Origin of the sequence: Sphingomonas sp. CFBP 13728 (assembly GCF_014841895.1) — a bacterium.
Classification (GTDB): domain Bacteria; phylum Pseudomonadota; class Alphaproteobacteria; order Sphingomonadales; family Sphingomonadaceae; genus Sphingomonas.
Window position 1 is genome coordinate 592,096 of the sequence record NZ_JACYUS010000002.1, and the last position, 21,252, is coordinate 613,347.

Annotated in this window: 20 protein-coding genes; 11 read left to right on the forward strand and 9 right to left on the reverse strand. The window is 66.3% G+C overall.

What is annotated here, in order from left to right; translation table 11 throughout:
- Positions 1–145 precede the first annotated feature (145 nt).
- From IFT67_RS11625 to IFT67_RS11650, 6 genes are all read left to right on the forward strand, one after another.
- A complete protein-coding gene (locus IFT67_RS11625; RefSeq protein ID WP_192238427.1) occupies positions 146–2,458 on the forward strand; it encodes a DNA translocase FtsK in 2,313 nt (770 codons plus the stop codon).
- A 124-nt stretch (positions 2,459–2,582) separates the two neighbouring features.
- The gene (locus tag IFT67_RS11630) at positions 2,583–3,971 is read left to right on the forward strand and encodes a carbohydrate porin (RefSeq protein WP_192238428.1); all 1,389 of its coding nucleotides are present in this window, start codon (positions 2,583–2,585) and stop codon (positions 3,969–3,971) included.
- Between the two features lie 206 nt (positions 3,972–4,177).
- The gene (locus IFT67_RS11635) at positions 4,178–4,807 is read left to right on the forward strand and encodes a LolA family protein (protein ID WP_192238429.1); all 630 of its coding nucleotides are present in this window, start codon (positions 4,178–4,180) and stop codon (positions 4,805–4,807) included.
- Positions 4,808–5,158: 351 nt separating this feature from the next.
- Positions 5,159–5,941, forward strand: a complete 783-nt coding sequence (locus tag IFT67_RS11640; RefSeq protein WP_192238430.1) for an exodeoxyribonuclease III — start codon at positions 5,159–5,161, stop codon at positions 5,939–5,941.
- A complete protein-coding gene (gene ribA, locus IFT67_RS11645) occupies positions 5,938–6,984 on the forward strand; it encodes a GTP cyclohydrolase II (protein WP_192238431.1) in 1,047 nt (348 codons plus the stop codon). Before IFT67_RS11640 ends, ribA begins: the two co-directional genes overlap by 4 nt.
- A gap of 29 nt (positions 6,985–7,013) precedes the next feature.
- A complete protein-coding gene (locus IFT67_RS11650) occupies positions 7,014–7,496 on the forward strand; it encodes an ElyC/SanA/YdcF family protein (protein WP_192238432.1) in 483 nt (160 codons plus the stop codon).
- 135 nt (positions 7,497–7,631) lie between these two features.
- Here IFT67_RS11650 and IFT67_RS11655 read toward each other — a convergent pair whose 3' ends face one another.
- Positions 7,632–8,312 carry an HAD-IA family hydrolase gene (locus IFT67_RS11655; protein ID WP_192238433.1) on the reverse strand — a complete coding sequence of 227 codons (681 nt, stop codon included), beginning with the start codon at positions 8,310–8,312 and terminating at the stop codon, positions 7,632–7,634.
- Positions 8,309–8,983, reverse strand: coding sequence for a YggS family pyridoxal phosphate-dependent enzyme (locus IFT67_RS11660; protein WP_192238434.1), 675 nt, complete (start codon positions 8,981–8,983; stop codon positions 8,309–8,311). The genes IFT67_RS11655 and IFT67_RS11660 overlap by 4 nt, the downstream gene beginning before the upstream one ends.
- Before the next feature lie 22 nt (positions 8,984–9,005).
- Here IFT67_RS11660 and IFT67_RS11665 point away from each other — a divergent pair, with 22 nt between their 5' ends.
- Complete coding sequence (locus tag IFT67_RS11665; RefSeq protein ID WP_342450608.1) at positions 9,006–9,566, forward strand: thiamine phosphate synthase; 561 nt, start codon at positions 9,006–9,008, stop codon at positions 9,564–9,566.
- Between the two features lie 128 nt (positions 9,567–9,694).
- Here the strand turns inward: IFT67_RS11665 and IFT67_RS11670 are convergent, their stop codons facing one another.
- Entirely contained in the window at positions 9,695–10,402 is a 708-nt protein-coding gene (locus IFT67_RS11670; protein WP_183037995.1) for a hypothetical protein, read from the reverse strand.
- A gap of 291 nt (positions 10,403–10,693) precedes the next feature.
- Here IFT67_RS11670 and IFT67_RS11675 point away from each other — a divergent pair, with 291 nt between their 5' ends.
- From IFT67_RS11675 to holA, 4 genes are read left to right on the forward strand one after another with little or no spacing between them, the layout of a single operon-like run.
- Complete coding sequence (locus IFT67_RS11675) at positions 10,694–11,125, forward strand: DUF3576 domain-containing protein (RefSeq protein WP_056053843.1); 432 nt, start codon at positions 10,694–10,696, stop codon at positions 11,123–11,125.
- Between the two features lie 11 nt (positions 11,126–11,136).
- Positions 11,137–13,725 (forward strand): leucine--tRNA ligase, encoded by a 2,589-nt coding sequence (leuS, locus tag IFT67_RS11680; RefSeq protein WP_192238435.1) that lies wholly within the window; start codon positions 11,137–11,139, stop codon positions 13,723–13,725.
- Positions 13,722–14,252, forward strand: a complete 531-nt coding sequence (gene lptE / locus IFT67_RS11685; RefSeq protein ID WP_192238436.1) for an LPS assembly lipoprotein LptE — start codon at positions 13,722–13,724, stop codon at positions 14,250–14,252. Before leuS ends, lptE begins: the two co-directional genes overlap by 4 nt.
- On the forward strand, positions 14,249–15,268 hold the full coding sequence (holA, locus tag IFT67_RS11690) for a DNA polymerase III subunit delta (RefSeq protein WP_192238437.1): 1,020 nt from the start codon (positions 14,249–14,251) through the stop codon (positions 15,266–15,268). The genes lptE and holA overlap by 4 nt, the downstream gene beginning before the upstream one ends.
- Before the next feature lie 276 nt (positions 15,269–15,544).
- Here holA and IFT67_RS11695 read toward each other — a convergent pair whose 3' ends face one another.
- Genes IFT67_RS11695 through IFT67_RS11720 form a run of 6 tightly spaced genes read right to left on the reverse strand, consistent with a single transcriptional unit; the run spans position 15,545 to position 21,245 of the window.
- A complete protein-coding gene (locus IFT67_RS11695; protein WP_192238438.1) occupies positions 15,545–16,444 on the reverse strand; it encodes a ParB/RepB/Spo0J family partition protein in 900 nt (299 codons plus the stop codon).
- The gene (locus tag IFT67_RS11700) at positions 16,441–17,223 is read right to left on the reverse strand and encodes a ParA family protein (protein ID WP_056487592.1); all 783 of its coding nucleotides are present in this window, start codon (positions 17,221–17,223) and stop codon (positions 16,441–16,443) included. The genes IFT67_RS11695 and IFT67_RS11700 overlap by 4 nt, the downstream gene beginning before the upstream one ends.
- Positions 17,220–17,777 carry a 16S rRNA (guanine(527)-N(7))-methyltransferase RsmG gene (gene rsmG / locus IFT67_RS11705; RefSeq protein ID WP_244647337.1) on the reverse strand — a complete coding sequence of 186 codons (558 nt, stop codon included), beginning with the start codon at positions 17,775–17,777 and terminating at the stop codon, positions 17,220–17,222. The genes IFT67_RS11700 and rsmG overlap by 4 nt, the downstream gene beginning before the upstream one ends.
- Positions 17,778–17,836: 59 nt before the next feature.
- Positions 17,837–19,672, reverse strand: coding sequence for a tRNA uridine-5-carboxymethylaminomethyl(34) synthesis enzyme MnmG (gene mnmG / locus IFT67_RS11710; RefSeq protein WP_192238440.1), 1,836 nt, complete (start codon positions 19,670–19,672; stop codon positions 17,837–17,839).
- A gap of 54 nt (positions 19,673–19,726) precedes the next feature.
- A complete protein-coding gene (mnmE, locus tag IFT67_RS11715) occupies positions 19,727–21,004 on the reverse strand; it encodes a tRNA uridine-5-carboxymethylaminomethyl(34) synthesis GTPase MnmE (RefSeq protein ID WP_192238441.1) in 1,278 nt (425 codons plus the stop codon).
- Between the two features lie 7 nt (positions 21,005–21,011).
- Positions 21,012–21,245, reverse strand: a complete 234-nt coding sequence (locus IFT67_RS11720) for a DUF6489 family protein (RefSeq protein WP_192238442.1) — start codon at positions 21,243–21,245, stop codon at positions 21,012–21,014.
- Positions 21,246–21,252 lie beyond the last annotated feature (7 nt).

Consider the following 21,252-nt stretch of genomic DNA (forward strand, 5'->3'; position numbering starts at 1 on the left):
GACCGCGGGTCGCTGCCAACGACGATCCGGGCGCAGCTTAACCCGTGTTGTCGCGCGGTGCTTGACGTCGAACCCGCCCGGCGCGATGAATTTTCAACATTAAGTTGAAACTTCACCATTTAGTTGAATCTGGAGAATACGGGTCATGGCCAGCCGCGCGCAGCCAGCCTTGTGGCGTGAGACGGTGAAGGCGGGTGCCGTCCGCAGCGGCGCGCTGATCGCGGCGATCGCATTGTTCGTCGGCACGCTGCTGATGGCGCTGGCGCTGGCGAGCTATCACCCGAGCGACCCCGCGCTGAACACCGCATCGGGCGGCGACTCCGCCAATCTGGTCGGGCCGCCGGGCGCGTGGTTCGCGGACATCGCGCTCACCTTGTTTGGGCCGGCGGTCGCGCTGTTGCTGCCGATCGGACCGATTCTCGGGATGCGACTGTGGCGTGACGCGCCGCTCGGGCATTGGGTGCGGATGGTGCGCGGCGCGGCGATCGGCGTTGCGCTGATGGCGAGCGCGCTTGCGTTCGTGTCGGGCACGTCGGTGTTGGCGCTGCCCGCCGGCTGGGGCGGCGTGATCGGCCTGTCGGTCTCCAGCGCGGTCCACTGGGCGTTGAGCTTCATCGGCCAGCCGGTCGCCGAACTCTGGTCCGCGCGCGCGATCGGGCTGGTCGCGGCGATTGCCGGCGCGATCGTCTGGGGCAAGAGCATCGAGATCGATCTCGGCGAGCGCAAATGGCGCCTCCCCCGCCGCAACCGCACCGAGGCGCTCGGCTATGATGGCTTTGCGGAGATCGACGAGGACGACGACGAACCGCTGACGTTGACCCGGAAACCGGTCGAGCCGCGTGCGGTCGCCGAGCCCGACCCGCGTCCCGCTCCCGTCATCGCGGATCGCCAGAACGCGCCGTCGCAGGCCAAGCCGAAGGAGCGCCAGTCGTCGCTCGACCTGCGCGACAATTTCACGTTGCCGAGCCTCGACCTGCTGACGCCGTCGCCGCCGAGCCAGGGCAATGTGATCGACAAGGCGGGGCTGGAGCGCAACGCGCGGCTGCTCGAGAACGTGCTCGACGACTTCCACGTCAAGGGATCGATCATCGAGGTCCGGCCGGGCCCGGTCGTGACGATGTACGAACTCGAACCCGCGCCCGGCATCAAGGCGAGCCGCGTAATCGCGCTGGCCGACGATATCGCGCGCAACATGTCCGCGATCTCCGCGCGTGTGGCTGTGATCCCGGGGCGCAACGTGATCGGCATCGAGCTGCCGAATGCGCGGCGCGAGGCGGTTTCGTTGCACGAACTCGTTGGGAGTCAGACGTTCGAGGACCAATCGGCGCAGTTGCCGATCATCCTCGGCAAGAACATCGCGGGCGATTCAGTGATCGCCGATCTCGCGCCGATGCCGCATCTGCTGGTCGCGGGCACGACCGGCTCGGGCAAGTCGGTCGGGCTGAACAGCATGATCCTGTCGCTGCTGTACAAGCTGACGCCGAACCAGTGCCGGATGATCATGATCGATCCGAAGATGCTCGAACTGAGCATGTACGACGACATTCCGCACCTGTTGTCGCCGGTCGTCACCGATCCCGCCAAGGCGGTGCGTGCGCTGAAATGGGCGGTCGAGACGATGGAGGATCGCTATCGCCAGATGTCCTCCGTCGGCGTGCGCAGCCTCGCCGGTTTCAACGATAAGGTGCGCGGTGCGAAGGCCAAGGGGCAGCCGCTCGGGCGCAAGGTCCAGACCGGGTATCACCCGGATACCGGCGCGCCGATGTACGAAGAGGAGAAGCTCGAATACGACGTGCTGCCGCAGATAGTCGTAATCGTCGACGAGCTCGCCGATCTGATGATGACCGCGGGCAAGGAGGTCGAATTCCTCATCCAGCGGCTCGCGCAGAAGGCGCGGGCGGCGGGCATCCACCTGATCATGGCGACGCAGCGACCGTCGGTCGACGTCATCACCGGCGTCATCAAGGCCAATTTGCCGACGCGGATCAGCTTCCACGTTACGTCGAAGATCGATTCGCGGACCATTCTCGGTGAACAGGGCGCCGAGCAGCTGCTGGGCAAGGGTGACATGCTGTACATGCCCGGCGGCAAGGGCATCGTCCGCGTCCACGGCCCGTTCGTGACCGACGACGAAGTGCGGCTGGTGGCGGATCACTGGCGCTCGCAGGGGCTGCCGGATTACATCTCCTCCGTCACTGAGGAGCCCGAGGAGAGCTTCGCGCTGGAGGGCTCGCCGACCGGTGAGGATTCGGCGGAGGACCAGCAATACCGTCAGGCGATCCAGTTGGTGTGCGAGTCGCAGAAGGCGTCGACCTCGTGGCTCCAGCGCCAGTTGCGGATCGGCTACAACTCCGCCGCGCGGTTGATCGAGCGGATGGAGAAGGACGGCATCGTCGGCCGCCCCGATCATGTCGGCCGCCGCGAAGTGCTGCGCGATACCGAGGGGCATGCGATCTAGGGTCGGATTCGATCCTCCCCCTGGCGGGGGAGGATTCCTGGAGTCCCTTTGGCCTGTCGAGGGTTTCGATCAGCCGACACCCGGTATACGGGGTTGATATAAGTTACGAAAACAGGTGGGCGTAATGGGGTATCGGCGGTTCTGTGCAGCGGCAGCGGTGGCACTCGCCCTACCCGGTCAGGTTTTCGCGCAGGATACCGCGAAGCAGACCCCCGGCAGCAGCGCGACCGACACGCAGCACCGCCCGCGCTCCGGCGTTCGCCGTGACAGCGATCTCTCGCCCTCTGCGCTGACCGCGGATACGCAGCGGACCCCGCCGCCCGGCCTGTTCGCCGACTGGTTCGACATCCGCAAACGCCTGGCGGATCGCGGCATTGGGCTCAGCGCACGCTATGCCTCGGAAAGCGCGTATAATTTCTCCGGTGGCGACCGGAAACTGTTGCGCGAGACCGGCCAGTTCGACGTCGGCGTGCTGCTCGATCTCGACAAGGTCGTCGGCCTCAGGGGCGGTGCGTTCCAAGCGACCGTCACCTACCGCCGTGGTCGCGATCTGGGTGCGGACGCCAATCTCGGCGTGCTGCAACAGGTTCAGGAGGTGTACGGCCGCGGGCAGACCGTCCGACTGACGCAATTCTGGTACGAGCAGATGCTCGGCGAGAAGCTCGAACTGAAGATCGGCCGCACCAATCCGGGCGAGGATTTCGCGTCCTTCTCGTGCTATTTCCAGAACCTCAGCTTTTGCGGCGCGCAGCCGGGCAATCTGAACGGCGATTACTGGCAGAACTGGCCGATCAGCCAATGGGGCGCGCGGTTGCGCTACGACATCAACGATCACCTCGCGTTGAAAACCGCCGCGTACGAGGTAAACCCGCGCAACCTCGATAACGACTTCGTGATAGGCCATTTCCACGGCGCGACGGGCGTACTGGTTCCCGTCGAGGCCGAATGGCGACGTGGCGACGATGACGGTCGAGTCGGCGCGTACAAGGTCGGCGGTTGGGTCAATACCTCGAACGGCGACGACGTGTTCTACGATGTGAACCGTCGGCCGATCGCGATCACCGGGCTCGAACCGCTGCGCCGCAACGCGTGCTACGGGGTGTATCTCAACATCCAGCAACAGATCACCGGCACGTCGAAGGACGGCAAGTCGGTCACCGGGCTCAGCGTGTTCCTAAACGCGACGCAGGCCGATCGCGCGACCTCGACCACCGACAATCAGATCGCCGCGGGGCTGTTCTACAAGGGGCTGGTGCCGTGGCGGCCGGGCGACATCCTCGGCTTCGGCGTGGCGCGGACCAACGTTAACGGGCGCGTGGCGAAGGGCCAGACGCTCGATCCGACGCAACCCGCGGTGCAGGATGCGGAATACGCGTCGGAGATTTATTACAGCGTGCATCCGACCAAGTGGCTCGAGTTGCGGCCGAACGTGCAGTTCATCCACAACCCCGGCGGCGTGCATGATGCGAACGACGTCGGCGTGCTGGGCTTGAAGGGCGCGATTACGCTGTAGCCGGGGAATCGACTTTACACGGTGACCGCCGTCCGCCTCCCGTCATCCTGACGAAAGTCAGGACCCCGAGTAACACCCGCTGCCCTGCTTGATTCTGGGTCCTGACTTTCGTCAGGATGACGGATGCGGTTGTGTGGTGGCCGCTCACCGAATTCAGTGGCGGTTCAAGCGCGGGCGGGCAACGGTCGCCCCTTGAGGAGATTTCGATGTTCAATACCCGCCCCGCGGTGATCGCGACGATCGCCGCTTTGTCCGTCGCCGCCGTGCCCTCCCCGATCGCCGCGCAGGCGACCGGTGATCTGGCTTCCGTGCAGAAGCACCTGCAATCGGTCGAGACGATGACCGCGAATTTCTCGCAGGCGGATCGCAACGGCAAGGTGCTGACCGGCGTGCTGACGCTGAAAAAGCCCGGCAAGCTGCGTTTCCAGTACGAAAAGGGCGTGCCGATCCTAATCGTCGCGGAGGGCGGCGCGCTGACCTTCATCGATTATTCGGTGAAGCAGGTGCAGCGCTGGCCGATCAAGAACTCGCCGCTGGGCGTGCTGCTCGATCCGACCCGCGACATCACGCGCTATGCCAAGCTCGTGCCCGGTTACGACCAGCGGATCGTGTCGGTCGAGGCGAACGATCCGAAGCACCCGGAATATGGCCGGATCACGCTGGTATTCGTGCGCAATGCGAGTGCGCCGGGCGGGCTGATGCTGCAGGGCTGGGTCGCGCTCGACAGCCAGAACAACCGCACGACGATCCGCCTGACCAACCAGAAGTTCGGCGAAGCGGTCAGCGACAACACTTTCCGCTGGAACGATCCGCGCCGCACGGGTGTAAGAAAGTAACATAAAATCCGTGTCATTCATGCAAGCGACAGGTTCGGGCCCTTAGAGAGTGGCTCGCGGATGTGGGGCATCCGGGATTTTTCCCCCTGTTGCCCGGATGGTTTCCCCATTTCTTGCCTGCGTGACGAACGCTGAGTCGGCCCTCGCTCCATGCCCCCGGAGCGAGGGTCTTTCGCGTAGAGCGGCAGGCAAAAAGATTTGCCTGACTCGCTCAAGCGCGGCCGACGGGCAAAGCCCGGTCGACGACATGGGCTTTGCCCGTGGCGCCTTCTGATCTTCTCAGCTCTTCCCTTCTTCCACCCCTCAGCAGCGTTCCTTGTCCCCACCCCCCCGCAACGCTACATCGCGCTCGTGAAGATCGTCTCCTGGAACATCAACTCGGTCCGTTTCCGGATCGCTATCGTCGAACAGTTTCTGCGCGACGAGCAGCCCGACATCCTGTGCCTGCAGGAGACCAAGGTCATCGATGGCGACTTCCCGCTGGAGGCGTTCCGCGCGCTTGGCTACGAACACATCGTCCTGCACGGCCAGCGCATGCACCACGGCGTCGCGATCCTGAGCCGCGTGCCGATCGTCGAGGACGACCGCTTCGACTGGCAGGCGAACAGCGAGGCGCGCCACATCGGCGTCCGGCTGGAGAACGGCGTACGGCTCGAAAACGTCTACGTCCCCGCCGGCGGCGACGTGCCCGATCGCGACGTGAACCCCAAGTTCGGCCAGAAGCTCGACTTCATCGAACGCATGACGACCTGGTCCGAAACGCTGCCAGGCCCGACAATCCTGGTCGGCGACTTCAACATCGCCCCGCTCGAATCGGACGTCTGGAGCCACAAGCAGTTGCTCGACGTCGTCAGCCACACCCCGATCGAGGTCGAGGCACTCGGCAAGTTGCAGGCGGCCGGCAACTGGGTCGATCTCGGCCGCCATTTCCACCCCGCCCCCGCCCGCCTGTTCACCTGGTGGAGCTACCGCGCCAAGGATTGGGCAGCCTCGGATCGCGGGCGAAGGCTCGATCATATGTGGGCAACCGGTGCCGCCGCCGAAGCCGCGGTGTCGCATCACGTCTACGAACGCTGCCGGAGTTGGCTGAAGCCGTCCGACCACGTTCCTATCATGACCGAGTTTGCGTTTTGAGTAATCCTCGCGCAGCGGCACGCGCGGTGGACGCTTTACGACGTGGCTGGCCGATCGCGATCGACGGGCTGGTGCTGCTTGCGGTCGAGACGGCGGATGCAGAGCGGTTGGCGGCGTTCGATCCCGAGGCGAATGGCGGCGTGCTGATCTCGTCGGGTCGGGCGACGACGTTGAAGCTCGCGAACCAGCTCGCGGCCGCGGATCCGACCGAGCCCGTGCTCGTCGATCGCGCCCCCTGGATCGACTTCGCCGCCGCGACCGCGCTGGCCGATCCGCAGTTCGACCTGGCGACTCCGTTGAAGGGTCCGTTCCGTACGCTCCCGGTAACCGATCCCGAAGCGGCCGCCGCCGCATTACGCCTTGCGAGGATCGCCGGACTCCTGCCCGCCTTCTTCCTCGGCGCCGGCGAGCCCGAAGTCGGCATAACCACCGCAGATATAGACGCACACGAGGACGCGAACCGCCTGACACTCGCGGCACGCGCGCGGCTTCCGGTCGAAGGCGCGGAGGATGCGGAGATCGTCGCGTTCCGCAGTCCAGAAAGCGCGGACGAGCATATCGCGCTGCGGATCGGCCAGCCCAAAGGCCAGCCGCCACTCGTCCGCCTGCACAGCGAGTGCCTGACGGGCGACGTGCTCGGCAGCCTCAAGTGCGATTGCGGGCCGCAGTTGCACGCCGCGATCCACGCGATCCAGCATGGCGGCTGGGGTATCCTGCTGTATCTGCGGCAGGAAGGTCGCGGGATCGGGCTGGTCAACAAGCTGCGCGCGTATGCGTTGCAGGATCAGGGCTTCGACACGGTAGACGCGAATACCCGGCTCGGCTTTGCGGTCGATGCGCGGGATTTCGGGGTGGCGGCGCGGATGCTGACGCTGCTCGGCCAGCGCGAGATTCGGTTGCTGACCAACAACCCCGCCAAGGTCGCCGGGCTCGAAGCAGCGGGCGTGACGGTGATCGAACGCGTGCCGCATTTCCTCCCCTCGAACCCCCACAACGCGCAGTATCTCGCGACCAAGCGCGACCGCACGGGGCATCAGTTCTGACCGACATTCCTCCCTCACGGCGCCTGATCGTGGTGTTCGGCGCGGCCGTTCGGCCCGATGGCAGTCCCAGCCCGACGCTTGCCCGCCGCATCGCCTTCGCAGCGGCGGCGGCGGCGCGCTACGTCGATGCGGACCTGTTCTGCTCCGGCGCGAAGGGCACGCATGGGCCTTCGGAAGCATCGGTGATGGCGGATGTGCTGGCAGAAACGGTGGACAGGTCGCGTATCCATCTCGACGAAGCCAGCGTGGACACGTTGCAAAGCGTCGTCGCGGCGACCGCCTTCGCGCGCGCGGGGCAGTATGCGCAGTGCATGATTTGCACCGACGGGTATCATCAGCCGCGTATCCGGATGCTGTTCGCGATGCTCGGCATGCCCGCGAGTGCGATCCACGTGCCGCATGGCGGGAGCCGACGGTACCAGCTCAAGATGCGCACGCGCGAGGCGGCGGCGATCCCGTATGATCTGGTCGCGGGGATCAGTGCGATCTGGCGGCGGAAGCGGGCGGGCTAAGCGGACATCGCCTCCACGCTGGTCGAGCGGAGCACCCTTGGCCGTCGTCTAGGTTGTTCTCCCGCGAAGGCGGGGACCCAGACTGGGCTCCCGCCTTCGCGGGAGAACAAGGAGGCAGGAGCCCCCAGGCTTCGATCAAATGCTTCCAATCAACCGGGTCACGTCCTCGAAGCTCTCCGCCAGCGCGTCGACACCAATCGCCTTCAACCGCGCACCATGCTCGGCATTGCAATGCGACCCCGCCGACAAACCAATGACATAGCCCCCCGAAGCCACCGCCCCAGTCGCACCCACCGGCGAATCTTCCAGGATAGCCGTCCGCGCAATATCGACGCCCAACTGCCGCGCGCCAAACAGATACAGATCAGGCGCCGGCTTGCCGTTCGTCACATGCTCCCGCCCACTATAGAGATGGTCGCCGAACGCATCGCGCAAGCCGATATGCTCCAGATGCCGCGCAATCCACGCGACCGGGCTCGACGAGACGATAGCCTTGGGCAAATCGGCAGGGAGCGAACGGACGAACGCCACGGCGCCCTCGATCGCGTCGACGCCGGCCGCCATCACGCGCTCGTCCTCGGCTTTGCGCGCGGCGTAGAACTCCTCGGGGAGCGGCCCGTCGATCCAGCGCTCGATCGCATCGATGAACTGCGGCCCGGCGAGCCCCATGAAGTTCGCCATCGAATCTTCGGCGCTGGTCGGGTGTCCGGCGGCGGTAAGCCATTCGGCGATATGGCGGTTGCCGACGGCTTCGCTGTCGATCAGCACGCCGTCGAAGTCGAACAGCAGCGCGTCGAACCGAACCGAAATGCTCACGCGCCCGTCCCCCGCGCGCCGAACAACGCGCTGCCGATCCGGACATGAGTCGCGCCGATCGTCACCGCGGTCTCGAAATCGTCGGACATGCCCATGCTGAGCCCGGTCAGCCCGTGGTCGCGCGCGAGTTTCGAGAGCAACGCGAAATACGGCGCCGGCTCGATATCCGCGGGCGGCAAGCACATAAGCCCCGCGATCGGCAAACCGGCGGCGCGCGCCTGTTCCACCAGCGCAGGCAGGTCCGCGATTGCGCAGCCGCCCTTTTGCGGCTCGTCGCCGATGTTGACCTGGAGGAAGCAGTCCGGCCGACGATCGCTCGCCTCCATCGCCTTGCCTAGCGCGGTGACCAGCGACGGGCGATCGACCGCGTGGATGCAGTCGAACAACGCCACCGCCTCGGCCGCCTTGTTCGACTGGAGCTGGCCGATCAGGTGCAGTTCGACGTCGGGATATTTCTCGCGCAATGCCGGCCATTTCTCGGACGCTTCCTGAACGCGGTTCTCACCGAACACGCGCTGGCCCTCGGCGAGCAGCGGCTCGATCGCCTCGACCGGATGCGTCTTGGAGACCGCGATCAACGTCACGTCGGTAACGCGGCGATCGGCGATCTCGGCGGCCTTGGCGATCCGGGTGCGGATGGCCTGCAATTTGGTGGTGTCGTCAGCAATCATGCGGCGCGCTATAGGCAGCGGCGTGGCCCGTCGTAACCCCATTCCCGCGCGCTGGCTGATGACGGACGAGCGGATGGGCGACGCCTTGTGGCTCGCGCTCAGGCGGTTGCCGCCGGGATCCGGGGTGGTGTTTCGGCATTACGCTACGTCTGCGCGGGAACGCCGTGCGCTGCTGCAGCGGATTATGCGCTTGGCCAAGGCGCGCAGGTTGGTCGTGGTGGTGGCTGAAGAGTGCACGGTCGCGGCGGACGGGGTGCATGGTCGAGCACGTACTGATGGACTCAGAACCTGGCCAGCCCATTCGCGCAGCGAAGCGTTGGCAGGAAAGCGCGCCGGAGCATCTGCCCTGTTCGTGTCGCCAATCCACGTGACCCGATCGCACCCGGGTGTGGCCAGCCTTGGTTCGGCGCAGGCTATGCGGATCGGACGGGGACTCCGGATACCGGTTATCGCGCTGGGCGGGATGACCGAGTCGCGCTGGCGGCGCATCCAGCGGTTCGGCTTCCACGGCTGGGCCGCGATCGATGCGTGGCTACCTACAGTACGCCGTCATCCTGACGAAAGTCAGGATCCAGTGCCATGAGACGCAGCGATCGGTTACTCTGGATCCTGACTTTCGTCAGGATGACGGGAAGGGAGAGTTGCGCACCACCCCGATCCAGCTAGCCACGATCGGTCCCGATTTCCGACGAGCCTCGCTCCGTCGGACGTCTAGAACCGGAAGGCGGTGCCCAGATACACGGCCTGGCTGTCGCGACGGTCGTCATCGACCTTCACGAAGCGCTCGCGGTCCGACCGGTACCGCACGCCAGCCGTCACTGCGAGGCTACGCGTCAGAGCGTAAGACCCGCCAAGATCGACCGAATAGCTTGGTGCATCCTCGACGAGGCGCGGTGCGCTCGACAGCGGCCGATCCGCCGCAGCCTTCACCGTCCCGCTGAACCGCTTGGCGCTGTAGCTCACCGCAAGGTCAGCCGCCTCACGCCCACCCGGCATTACGCCGAGATCGAGCTTGTTCACGTCACCCGAAATCGCGAACCGCTTCCAACCCACCGACATGCCGAGGTTGTAGGCAATCGGCGCGATACCGACGGTCGGCGTGGTCGAAGCGAGGCTGGCCGTGTTCGCAACACCGCGGTTGGTCTGCGCACGGACCGCGACGGTCACCGCGCGGTTGTCCTGGCGCGTCTCGGCAGGCGTAAAGCGGAAGCTGCCGGCGTCGAAGCCACCGCGCGCAAACATCGCGGCAAGGCGGGGGTCGGCAGCGGCCGGCGTGAACGATCCGATACCGCGAACCGCGGCGACGTTATGCTTGGCGATCCGGGCGGGCTGTTCGCTGGCGCCGAAGGCAGGCGCGACGATTGCGGCGGTGGCGACAAGCGCCCCGGCAACCACCCCAACTATTCCCCCACGCGTCATCACAACGAATCTGTCCTTCGAATCCCGTAATCGGATCCTGTTAAACCGCATCTAACATGAATTGATCCACAGCAAAGGCCGCAGAACCGCCCATTCCCACCCTTCGCCGCCGAATTGTCGGACAGTGTTGCAATCAGCACACAGATCGCCGCGATAGCGCTACCGAATCGGTTGTTCTCCCAGTCGGGCCAGCCCCCCGCGCGTACGCTCGTCGCGCACGCCGGCGTCTGCTTGCGGGCGCGCGGGCTCGCCTGTAGAGCAAGGGCTGATTTTCTTGCCAGGATGATGCCCATGTTCCGCCGCTCGCGTATCGCAGTCGTGCTGTTTGCCCTGCCTCTCGTCGCTTGCGGCGGCGGATCGGCGCGTCCCAAGGCGGATCTCGCCGCGTCGAAGATCACGACGATCGGCGTCAACAGCTACCTGTGGCGCGCGAGCCTCGACACGCTCGGCTTCATGCCGCTGCTCCAGACCGACTCCAATGGCGGCGTGATCGTCACCGACTGGTACATCAATCCGCAGACGCCGACCGAGCGCATGAAGGTCACCGTGTCGATCCTCGACCAGGATCTGCGCGCCGATGCACTGCGTGTCGCCGCCCTCCGCGAAGTCAACCGCAATGGCCAGTGGGTCTCGTCGCCGGTCCAGGCCGCGACCACGCAGAAGCTTGAGGACATTATCCTGACCAAGGCCCGCGACCTGCGCCGCGCCTCGATCGCGGGCTGAGGACTGATATAATGGCGTCGCGTTTCAATGCGTTGAAGGCGGACGCGGCGTGGCAGAAGGTCTGGGACGAGCGCAAGACGTTCGCCGCGGACGACCTGTCGACCAAGCCGCGTTCGTACGTGCTCGAGATGTTCCCCTATCCGTCGGGGCGCATCCACATGGGGCATGTCCGGAACTACACGATGGGCGACGTGCTCGCGCGGTTCCGTCGGATGAAGGGCATGGAAGTGCTCCATCCGATGGGCTGGGACGCGTTCGGCATGCCGGCCGAGAACGCGGCAATGGAAAAGGGCGTGCATCCGGGCAATTGGACGCGTGCCAACATCGCGACGATGAAGGCGCAGCTGAAGCGGCTCGGCTTCGCGCTCGACTGGACGCGCGAGCTGGCCACCTGCGAGCCCGAATATTACGGCCATGAGCAGGCGCTGTTCCTCGACCTGTTCGCGGCGGGCCTCGTGTACCGCAAGGAATCGGCGGTAAACTGGGACCCGGTCGACATGACCGTGCTCGCCAACGAGCAGGTGATCGACGGTCGCGGCTGGCGCTCGGGCGCGTTGGTCGAGCGGCGGAAGCTGTCGCAGTGGTTCCTGAAGATCACCGACTTCGCCGACGAGCTGGTCGACGGGTTGGGCGCGCTCGAGCACTGGCCCGACAAGGTCAAGCTGATGCAGGAAAACTGGATTGGCCGCAGCCAGGGCCTGCAGTTCAAGTTCGCGCTGGCGGGCAACGCGACCGGCATCGGCTCGGTCGAGGTCTTCACCACCCGCCCCGACACGATGTTCGGTTCCAGCTTCGTCGCGGTCGCCGCCGATCACCCGATCGCGCGCGCTATCGCCGAAACGAACCCCGACGCCGCGGCCTTCATCGAACTCTGCAAGCGTGGCGGCACCACCGCGGCCGAACTCGACACGCAGGAAAAGCTCGGCTTCGACACCGGCATCCGCGCAGTGCATCCGCTCGACAAGACGTGGCACCTCCCCGTCTACATCGCGAACTTCGTGCTGATGGAATACGGCACCGGCGCGGTGTTCGGCGTGCCCGCACACGACCAGCGCGATCTCGATTTCGCGCGCAAATACGACCTGCCCGTCAAGCGCGTCGTCAGCGAAGGCGATGACGAGGCCCCCGTGTTCGTCGGCGACACCGCCTGGACCGGCGCCGGCACGATCGTGAACTCGCACTTCCTCGACGGCATGGATATCGAGGATGCCAAGCGCGTCGTGATCGAGCGCGCCGAGGGCGAAGGCTGGGGCAAGGGCACGACCGTGTTCCGCCTGCGCGACTGGGGTGTCAGCCGCCAGCGCTACTGGGGCACGCCGATCCCGATCATCCACTGCGACGCATGCGGCGCGGTGCCGGTGCCCAAGGACCAGCTGCCGATCGTCCTACCAGAGGATGTGTCGTTCGACGTCCCCGGCAACCCGCTCGATCGACACCCGACCTGGAAGCACGTCCCCTGCCTGTCCTGCGGTGCGAACGCGCGCCGCGAGACCGATACGCTCGACACGTTCGTCGACTCGTCGTGGTATTTCATCCGCTTCGCCAGCCAGCCGGACGCCAAGCCGTTCGACCGGTCGGGTGCGGAGAAGTGGCTGCCGGTCAACCAGTATATCGGCGGCGTCGAGCACGCGATCCTGCACCTTCTCTACGCCCGCTTCTGGACGCGCGCGCTGAAGCATATCGGCATGCTCGACATCGCCGAGCCGTTCGCCGGACTGTTCACGCAAGGCATGGTCACGCACGAGACGTATAGCCGAGGCGAGACCGGCGATGCGCAGCCGGAGTCCGACACCGACGACGACGATTCGAGCGACGCGCCGGTGAAGACGAAGTGGCTGTCTCCCGACGAAGTCCGCAAGACCGATGCAGGGTATATCGAGATCGCGACCGGAGGCCCCGTGACGGTCGGCCGCGTGACGAAGATGTCGAAGTCAAAGAAGAACACCGTCGATCCCGAGCCGATCGTCGACCAGTATGGCGCCGACGCTGTGCGCTGGTTCGTGCTCTCCGACTCGCCCCCCGAACGCGATCTCCCCTGGAGCGAATCCGGCATCGAAGGCGCGTGGCGGTTCGTCCAGCGTCTCTGGCGCCTGATCGAGTCCGACGACGCCGCCAAGGCCGAGGGCGACGACATCGCACTGCGCAAACTCTGCCACCGCACGACCGTCGGTATCGAGAGCGATATCAACGCCCTGCAGTTCAACAAGGCGGTCGCGCGGCTCTATTCCTTGTGCAGCGCGATCGAGAAGGCCGCGCCCTCCGCAGACCGCGAACAGGCGATCCGCACGTTGCTGCTGCTCGTCAGCCCGATGGTCCCGCATGTCGCCGAGGAAGCTTGGGCGACCGCGGGCAATGACGGCCTGATCGCCGACGCCGCCTGGCCGATCGTCGATCCGGCGATGCTGGTCGACGACGAGGTGACCATCGCCGTGCAGGTCAACGGCAAGCTGCGCGACACGCTCGTCTTCCCTAAGGGCGCGCCGAAGGACGATGTCGAAGCCGCCGCGCTCGCCTCCGAGAAGATCGTCCGCCTGCTCGAGGGCAAGCCGCCCCGGAAAGTGATCGTCGTGCCCGACCGTCTCGTGAACATCGTCGCATGAAGCGCCTAGCGATCCTCGGCGCGCTCGCGCTGGCCCCCGCACTGTCCGGCTGCGGCCTGCACCCGCTCTACGCGGGCGGCAGCAGTGGCCCGGTCGCGGGCGCGCTCGGCCAGGTCGAGATCGCGCCGATCGCGGGCAAGAACGGCTGGCTGATGGCCACCGCGCTACGCGACCGCCTGCCGTCGAACGGCGCACCCGCGCTCTACCGGATCGACATCCGCCTCGACGACACGATCAGCGGCCTCGGCGTCCGCACCGACGACAGCGTCTCGCGCGAACGCCGGACACTGCGCGCGCGCTATCAACTCGTGCGGATCGGCGACAATTCGGTGCTGCTCGATGCGACCGCGGGATCCGACGCCGGCATCGACGTCGTCCGCTCCGAATATGCGACGATCGCCGCCGAGAATACCGCGCTCGAACGCCTGTCGCAGATCGTCGCCGACCAGATCGTCGCGCGCGTTGCGCTGTACGCACGCAACACGCCTGCGGTCGCCGCGGCGCAGGCCACCTCGCCCGCCAAGTGAAGGCCAGCGCCGGCCAGATCCGCGGTGCGCTGGCCAAGCCGGGGGGCGACATCCGCCTGTACCTGCTCCACGGCCCCGACGAGGCCGGCGCAAGCGACCTCGCCCGCGTACTGGCCAAGGCGATGGGCGCGGATGCCGAACGCGTCGATCTCGACGGCTCGACGCTGAAGGGCGATCCGGGCCGGCTGACCGACGAAGCCGCGTCGCTATCGTTGTTCGCCGGGGCCCGGTTCGTCCGCGTCGCCTCGGCCGGCGAGGAAAGCCTCGAAGCGTTCACCAACCTCCTGGCGGCCGAGCGCGTCGGCAACCCGGTCGTCGCGATCGCCCCGACCGTCAAATCGACCGCCAAAATCGTCAAGCTCGCGATCGACTCCCCGCGCGCGATGGCGTTCGCCTGCTACGCCCCGACCGCGCAGGACGCCGAACGCCTCGCGACGACGATCGCCAACGAGAACGGCCTCCGCCCCGCCCCCGGCGTCGCCCGCCGCCTCGTCGATACAACGGGAGGCGACCGCGCCGTCATTTCGCGAGAGATCGAGAAGCTCGCTTTGTACCTCGATGCCGCGCCCGATCGTCCCGCGGATCTCGATCACCACGCGCTCGATGCCGTCGGCGCAGACCTCGGCGATGCGGAAATGGGCCGCGCGATCGATGCGGTGATCGAAGGCCGGGTCGACGATCTCGGTGCCGAACTCGCCGTGCTCGAAGAAGCCGGCACCTCGCCGATCCCTTGGCTCCGCCAACTCGTCCGCCGCCTGATCGCGCTCGCCGACATGCGCGGCGAAATCGACCGCGGCGAGGCGGTCGACGCCGTGATGAAACGCCACCGGGTGTTCTTCAAGGAAGAGGCCAGCACGGCTAGGTCGTTGCGCCGCTGGTCGCCGGTAATGCTCGCCACTGCGATCCAGCGCGTCCGGACCGCCGAGCGGGCGATCATGGCATCGGGGAACGCTGGCGGGGTGGTGGCGGAGGCAGCGGTGGTGGCGCTATCCCAAGCGATCGCACGGCGAAACTAACGCATCTGCAACCGCATTCGCATTCGCATTCGCATTCGCGTCCGCCTCCCGCCCGCCACCTTCCGTCATCCCGGCGCATGCCGGGACCCATGGACAGGGTGCGATCGCTAACGAAGCGGACCGCAACCGTGGGTCCCGGCTTCCGCCGGGATGACGGAGATTGTAGTCCTCCCTCCACCCTCCACCTCCACTATCCCCCGTTCGTGCTGAGCGAAGTCGAAGGATGGTCCAGTGCACAGGTGCTTCGACTTCGCTCAGCACGAACGGAGCGCGTGATTAGATCGCCCCGCCCGTCAACCGCTGACAAACCATATCGAGCTGATCCAACGTCGAGTAATTCAACGTCAACGTCCCCCCAGTCTCGGTATGCGCCACCTTCACCTGCAACCCGAGCAAATCCGCCAACTGCCGCTCCAACGCAGCGATATCCGCATCCGGTACCCGAGGCTCGGACGACCCACCACTGCCACGGCTCCGCCCAGGCTTCGCATCGCGCGCCAGCTTCTCGGTCTCGCGCACCGACAGCCCCCGCGACACGACCTGGTCCGCCAGCGACTCCACGTCCGGCGACCCTAGCAAAGCCCGAGCATGCCCCATCGACAGCGACCCATCGACCACCTGCGACTGCACCTGCGCCGGCAACTCCAGCAGCCGCAGCAGGTTCGCGACATGGCTGCGCGACTTGTGGACGATCTTCGCGAGTACCTCCTGCGTATGCCCATACTCGCCCGCCAGCCGTTGATACGCTTGAGCTTCTTCGATCGCGTTGAGATCCTCGCGCTGGATGTTCTCGATCAGCGCGATCTCGAGCGTTTCGGCATCGTCGAAGTCGCGAACGACCACCGGCACCTCGTGCAGCCGCGCGCGCTGCGCCGCCCGCCAGCGCCGCTCACCCGCGACGATCTGATAGTCATGCCCGTGCGGCCGCACCACGATCGGCTGGATCAGCCCCCGCGACGCGATCGACGCGGCCAGCTCGTCGAGCATAGCCTCGTCGAAATGACGCCGCGGCTGATCGGGATGCGGCGACAGCGAGCTGACCGGCAGCATCCGCACACCCGACGATTGCTGCGCCGCACCATCGGCCGATACCGGCGTCTCGCGCGCCATCTCGCCGAGCAACGCGTTGAGACCCCTGCCCAACCCCGGGCGACCACGTTTGTTACCGTCGCTCATGCCGCAACCTGCGCAGTTGCCGGAAGCCGGCCGATCAGTTCACGCGCGAGTGCGATATACGCCTGTGACCCCGAACACCGGTGATCGTAGATCAACGCGGGCAACCCGTGGCTTGGCGCCTCGGACAGCCGCACGTTGCGCGGGATCACCGTCTCGAACACGACCTTGCCCAGCACCGCGCGAACGTCCGCCGAGACCTGGTCGGTCAACCGGTTCCGGCGATCGAACATCGTCAGCGCCACCCCCAGGATCGACAGACCCGGATTGAAGCGCTGGCGGATGCGCTCGACCGTACTCAACAACTGCGACAACCCCTCAAGCGCGAAAAACTCGCATTGCAGCGGCACCAGCAGCGAGTCCGCCGCGACCATCGCATTGATCGTCAGCAGCCCGAGCGAAGGCGGGCAATCGATCAGCGCGATGTCCCACGGCCCCTGCGCCGCCTTCACCGCGCGATCGAGCCGGTGCGTGCGCGCGTCGAAGTCGACCAGCTCGATCTCCGCCCCCGACAGGTCGACCGTCGCTGGCACGATATCGAGCCGTGGTACGCGCGTGTGCACCACCGCTTCCTCGATCGACGTCTCCCCGACCAGCACGTCGTAGCTCGACCGCTCGCGTTGCGAATGGCCGATTCCGAGCCCGGTCGACGCGTTGCCCTGCGGATCGAGATCGACCAACAGCACGCGCATGCCTGTCGCGGCCAGCGCAGTCGCGAGGTTGATGGCGCTGGTGGTCTTGCCCACCCCACCCTTTTGATTGGCGACCGCGATGGTGATCATCGCGCGCTTACCCGATCCAGAACCACGATCGACGACTCCGGGTTCGTGACGCTTTGTTCCACGTGGAACATAAACCGCCAATGCTGCTTGAGCGCGGCCAGCTCCTCCTCGTCGAAACGCCCCCGAGGAAGCAACCACCGCGTCTCCGTTGTGGCGCAGTGCGCCGCGCCACGCAAAAGGTTTTGCAACGACGCGACCGCACGAGCGGAAATGATCGACGCATCCGCGGTCGCATTTTCGACTTTCGACGCGTGAACGCGGACTTGGTCGCCAAGGCCTAGACGCGCGACACAGAGCTGGAGAAAGTCCGCACGACGACGCCGAGGCTCGACCAGATTGACCGGCCCCTCGCGAACCAATGCAACGACCATACCGGGAAACCCCCCGCCGGTACCGATATCGAGCCAGCGCTTCGACGACGTATCCGCCCCCGCAAGCGCAACCAACTGAAGCGAATCCACCACGTGCCGATCCCAGATCGTTGGGATCGTTGACGGCGCAATCAGATTCTGGTGCGGCGCTTCCTCGACGACCATCGCGACGAACGCGTTCAAGCGCTCGGTCGTTGCCGCCCCGAACCGCTCGGTGGTCCAGCTCTGTGCGTCGTCTTCGGTCATGCTGGTACTCGTTTTGTATGCAATAATACCGCGGACAACGCCGCCGGGGTGATCCCCCGCACCCGCGCCGCCGCCGCCAGCGACGTCGGCCGAGCCGCACTCAGGCGATCGATCATCTCGTTCGACAGGCCCGGTACGCGGTCATAGGCAAGATCCTCCGGCAACCGGATCGCCTCGTCCGCCCGCAACCGCGCAACCTCCTGCGCCTGCCGCTCGATATACGGGGCGTAGCGCGCGTCCTCTAACACTTCGTCAACGACTGCCGCCGGGATCTCTGCGGCCGCATCCGGCGCGACATGCGAGAGCGTCACGCCCTCGAACCGGAGCCAGTCGAACGCAGTCCGCCGCGCACCATCTCGACCAATCGCCACGCCCTGATCGGCCACATGGGTCGCAGTCCGCTCCTCGTGGAGCGCCGCGCGGAAACGGGCGCGATCCCGGGCCAGCGCATGCTGATGCGCCAACCGCTCGGGTCCAAGACACCCAGCCGCCTCCGCAATCCTACCCAGCCGCGTCTCCGCATTGTCCGCGCGCAACGACAACCGGAACTCCGCCCGCGCCGTGAGCATCCGATAAGGCTCGGTCACCCCTTGCAGCGTGAGGTCGTCGATCATCACCCCGAGATAGCTCGACGCACGATCCAGGATCACCGGCGCCAGATCGCACGCATACGCAGCTGCATTGAGCCCAGCGACGAGCCCCTGCCCCGCCGCTTCCTCATACCCGGTCGTGCCGTTGATCTGCCCCGCGCAGAACACCCCCTCGATCGCTCCCAGCGCAAGCCGCGTATCAAGCGCCCGCGGGTCGATATAATCATACTCCACCGCATAGCCCGGCATCGTCATCTTGACGCGCTCGAGCCCAGGAATGCTAGCCAGCATCGCCGCCTGGACCTCGACCGGCAGCGACGTCGACAGCCCGTTCGGATAGACCGTCGCGTCATCGAGCCCCTCGGGTTCGAGAAAAACCTGGTGCCCGTCCCGGTCGCCGAACCGGTGCACCTTGTCCTCGATAGACGGGCAGTAACGCGGCCCCGCCGCCTCGATCGCACCGGTAAACAGCGGCGACCGATGGAATGCCTCACGGATGATGGCGTGCGTCCGGTCGGTCGTACGCGTGATGGCACACGCGATCTGCGGGAGCGGACGCGCGCGGGTCATTGGCGACATCGTCCAGGGATCGAGGTCCGATGGCTGTTCTGCGAGTGCGCCCCATTCGATCGTCCGACCATCAAGCCGCGGTGGCGTCCCCGTCTTCAGCCGCGCCATCGGCAGGTTCCGTGCGCGCAGCTGATCAGCGAGTGGCTTGGCGGCGCGCTCGCCGATACGGCCCCCTTCCTCGCGATCGTCACCCCGGAAGATACGTCCGCCCAGAAACGTGCCGGTCGCCAGTACGACCGCTCGTGCCGCCACGATCGCGCCATCCGCCAGCACAACACCCGCCACGCGATCGCCGTCAAAATGCAACGCCGTCGCCTCGCCTTCGACGATCGACAGCCCTGCCGTGGCCGCAAGCATCGCCTGGATCGCACCGGAATAGAGGCGGCGATCGGCTTGGATCCGAGGTCCCTGCACCGCCGAACCCTTGCTCCGATTGAGCATCCGATAGTGGATCGCGGCAGCATCGGCCGCGCGCCCGATCAGCCCGTCGAACGCGTCAACCTCGCGAACCATGTGTCCCTTACCGAGCCCACCGATCGCCGGATTACACGACATCGCGCCAATATGCGCAGCGTCGAACGACACGAGCGCAGTACGCGCGCCCCTCCGCGCCGCTGCGGCTGCGGCTTCGGTTCCGGCATGGCCACCGCCAACCACCACTACATCGAACATGTCACGGCCGTAGAACGCCGCGACCGACGCGTCAAAGATGTTCCACGTGGAACATCACTTCCCGATGCAGAAACGTCCGAACAGCGCGTCGAGCATCTCCCCGGTGGCATCGAGGCCGAGGACGCCGGCGAGCATCGCGCGAGCCTGTCGAAGCTGTTCCGCAACGATAAGCGCGTCCGAGCTTCGATACCGAAGAGCCTCAACCGCCGTAGCGCACTGCCGACGCTGGTACTGCTTCAATGCGATCTCATCGCCACGCGGCAGCATCGCAATCGCTCGCCGATGCAGTTCACCCCAAAGGGCATCGAGCGATTCCCGGTCGTTCTGCGAGACCGCCAATGTCCGGTCAGCGGGCAGTTCCCCCCGCCCCGGCAGATCGGCGCGCGCATGAATCCAGATCGCATCGGCGCGGGGCGGCGCGGTATCGGCCAGCCACATCACGATGTCCGCTGCGGCGAGCGCACCTTCCGCGCGCGTGACACCGATCGCTTCGATCGGGTCCAGCGTGTCGATCAAACCCGCAGTGTCGGTCAGCACATAGGCGATACCGTTCCGCGTCACCGGAACGTCGATCCGGTCGCGCGTCGTTCCCGAGATCGGCGAGACGATCGCCGCATCGCGCTCGCCGAGCAGGTTGAGCAGCGTCGACTTGCCGCTGTTGGGTGGGCCACCAATGACGACTCGTAGTCCATCCTTCAGCCGCTCGACCAGAGGGGCGTCGACCACCGCCTCGATCTGCGCCGCGAGCGCAGCGATCTCCGAGACGATCGCATCGAACGCCGCGGTATCGCTCGCGACGTCGTCCTCGTCGGCGAAGTCGAGCATCGCCTCGATCCGCGCAGACAGCATCGCGACCGAGTCCATCCAGCCGCGGACGGCTTGGCTGACGCGACCTTCCGCCGCGGTCATCGCAGCGACGCGCTGGCTCTCGGTCTCGGCTTCGAGAAGGTCGGCGAGCCCTTCGGCTTCGGTCAGGTCGATGCGGCCGTTGGTCAGCGCGCGACGCGTGAACTCGCCCGACTCGGCATGACGAAGGCCGGGCATCCCCGACAACGCACGCTCGACCGCCGCAATCACCGCCCGACCACCGTGGCAATGAAACTCGACCAGGTCTTCGCCAGTCGCCGTCGCGGGTCCCGGAAACGCGATCACCAGCGCGCGATCGAGAAGCGCCCCATAGCTGTCCCGCAGTCCCCGGAGGCTGGCATGGCGCGGCACCGGCAATGGTCCCGCCAGCGCCTCGGCCGCAGCAAACGCCTGAGGCCCGCTCACCCGAACGACGGCAATCGCCGCTGGCGGTCGTCCGCTCGATACCGCGAAAATCGTCTTCACGGGAAACTCAGCCGCTTTTCGTCGCGCTGTCGAACATGCGCTTCCACATCGCCATTCCCGCCTCGCCCATCGGCTGCCAGCCGCGCATCATCGACTCGAGCATCTCGGGCTTCATTTGGCCGTCCGGAATCGCCTCCATCATCATCGCGATATAGCGGTCGTGGATCGGCGTCAGGTCGGGCAGCCCGACCGCGCGGCGCGCCTCCTCCGGCGTGCATTCGATCTCGATATTCATCTTCATGTGACGC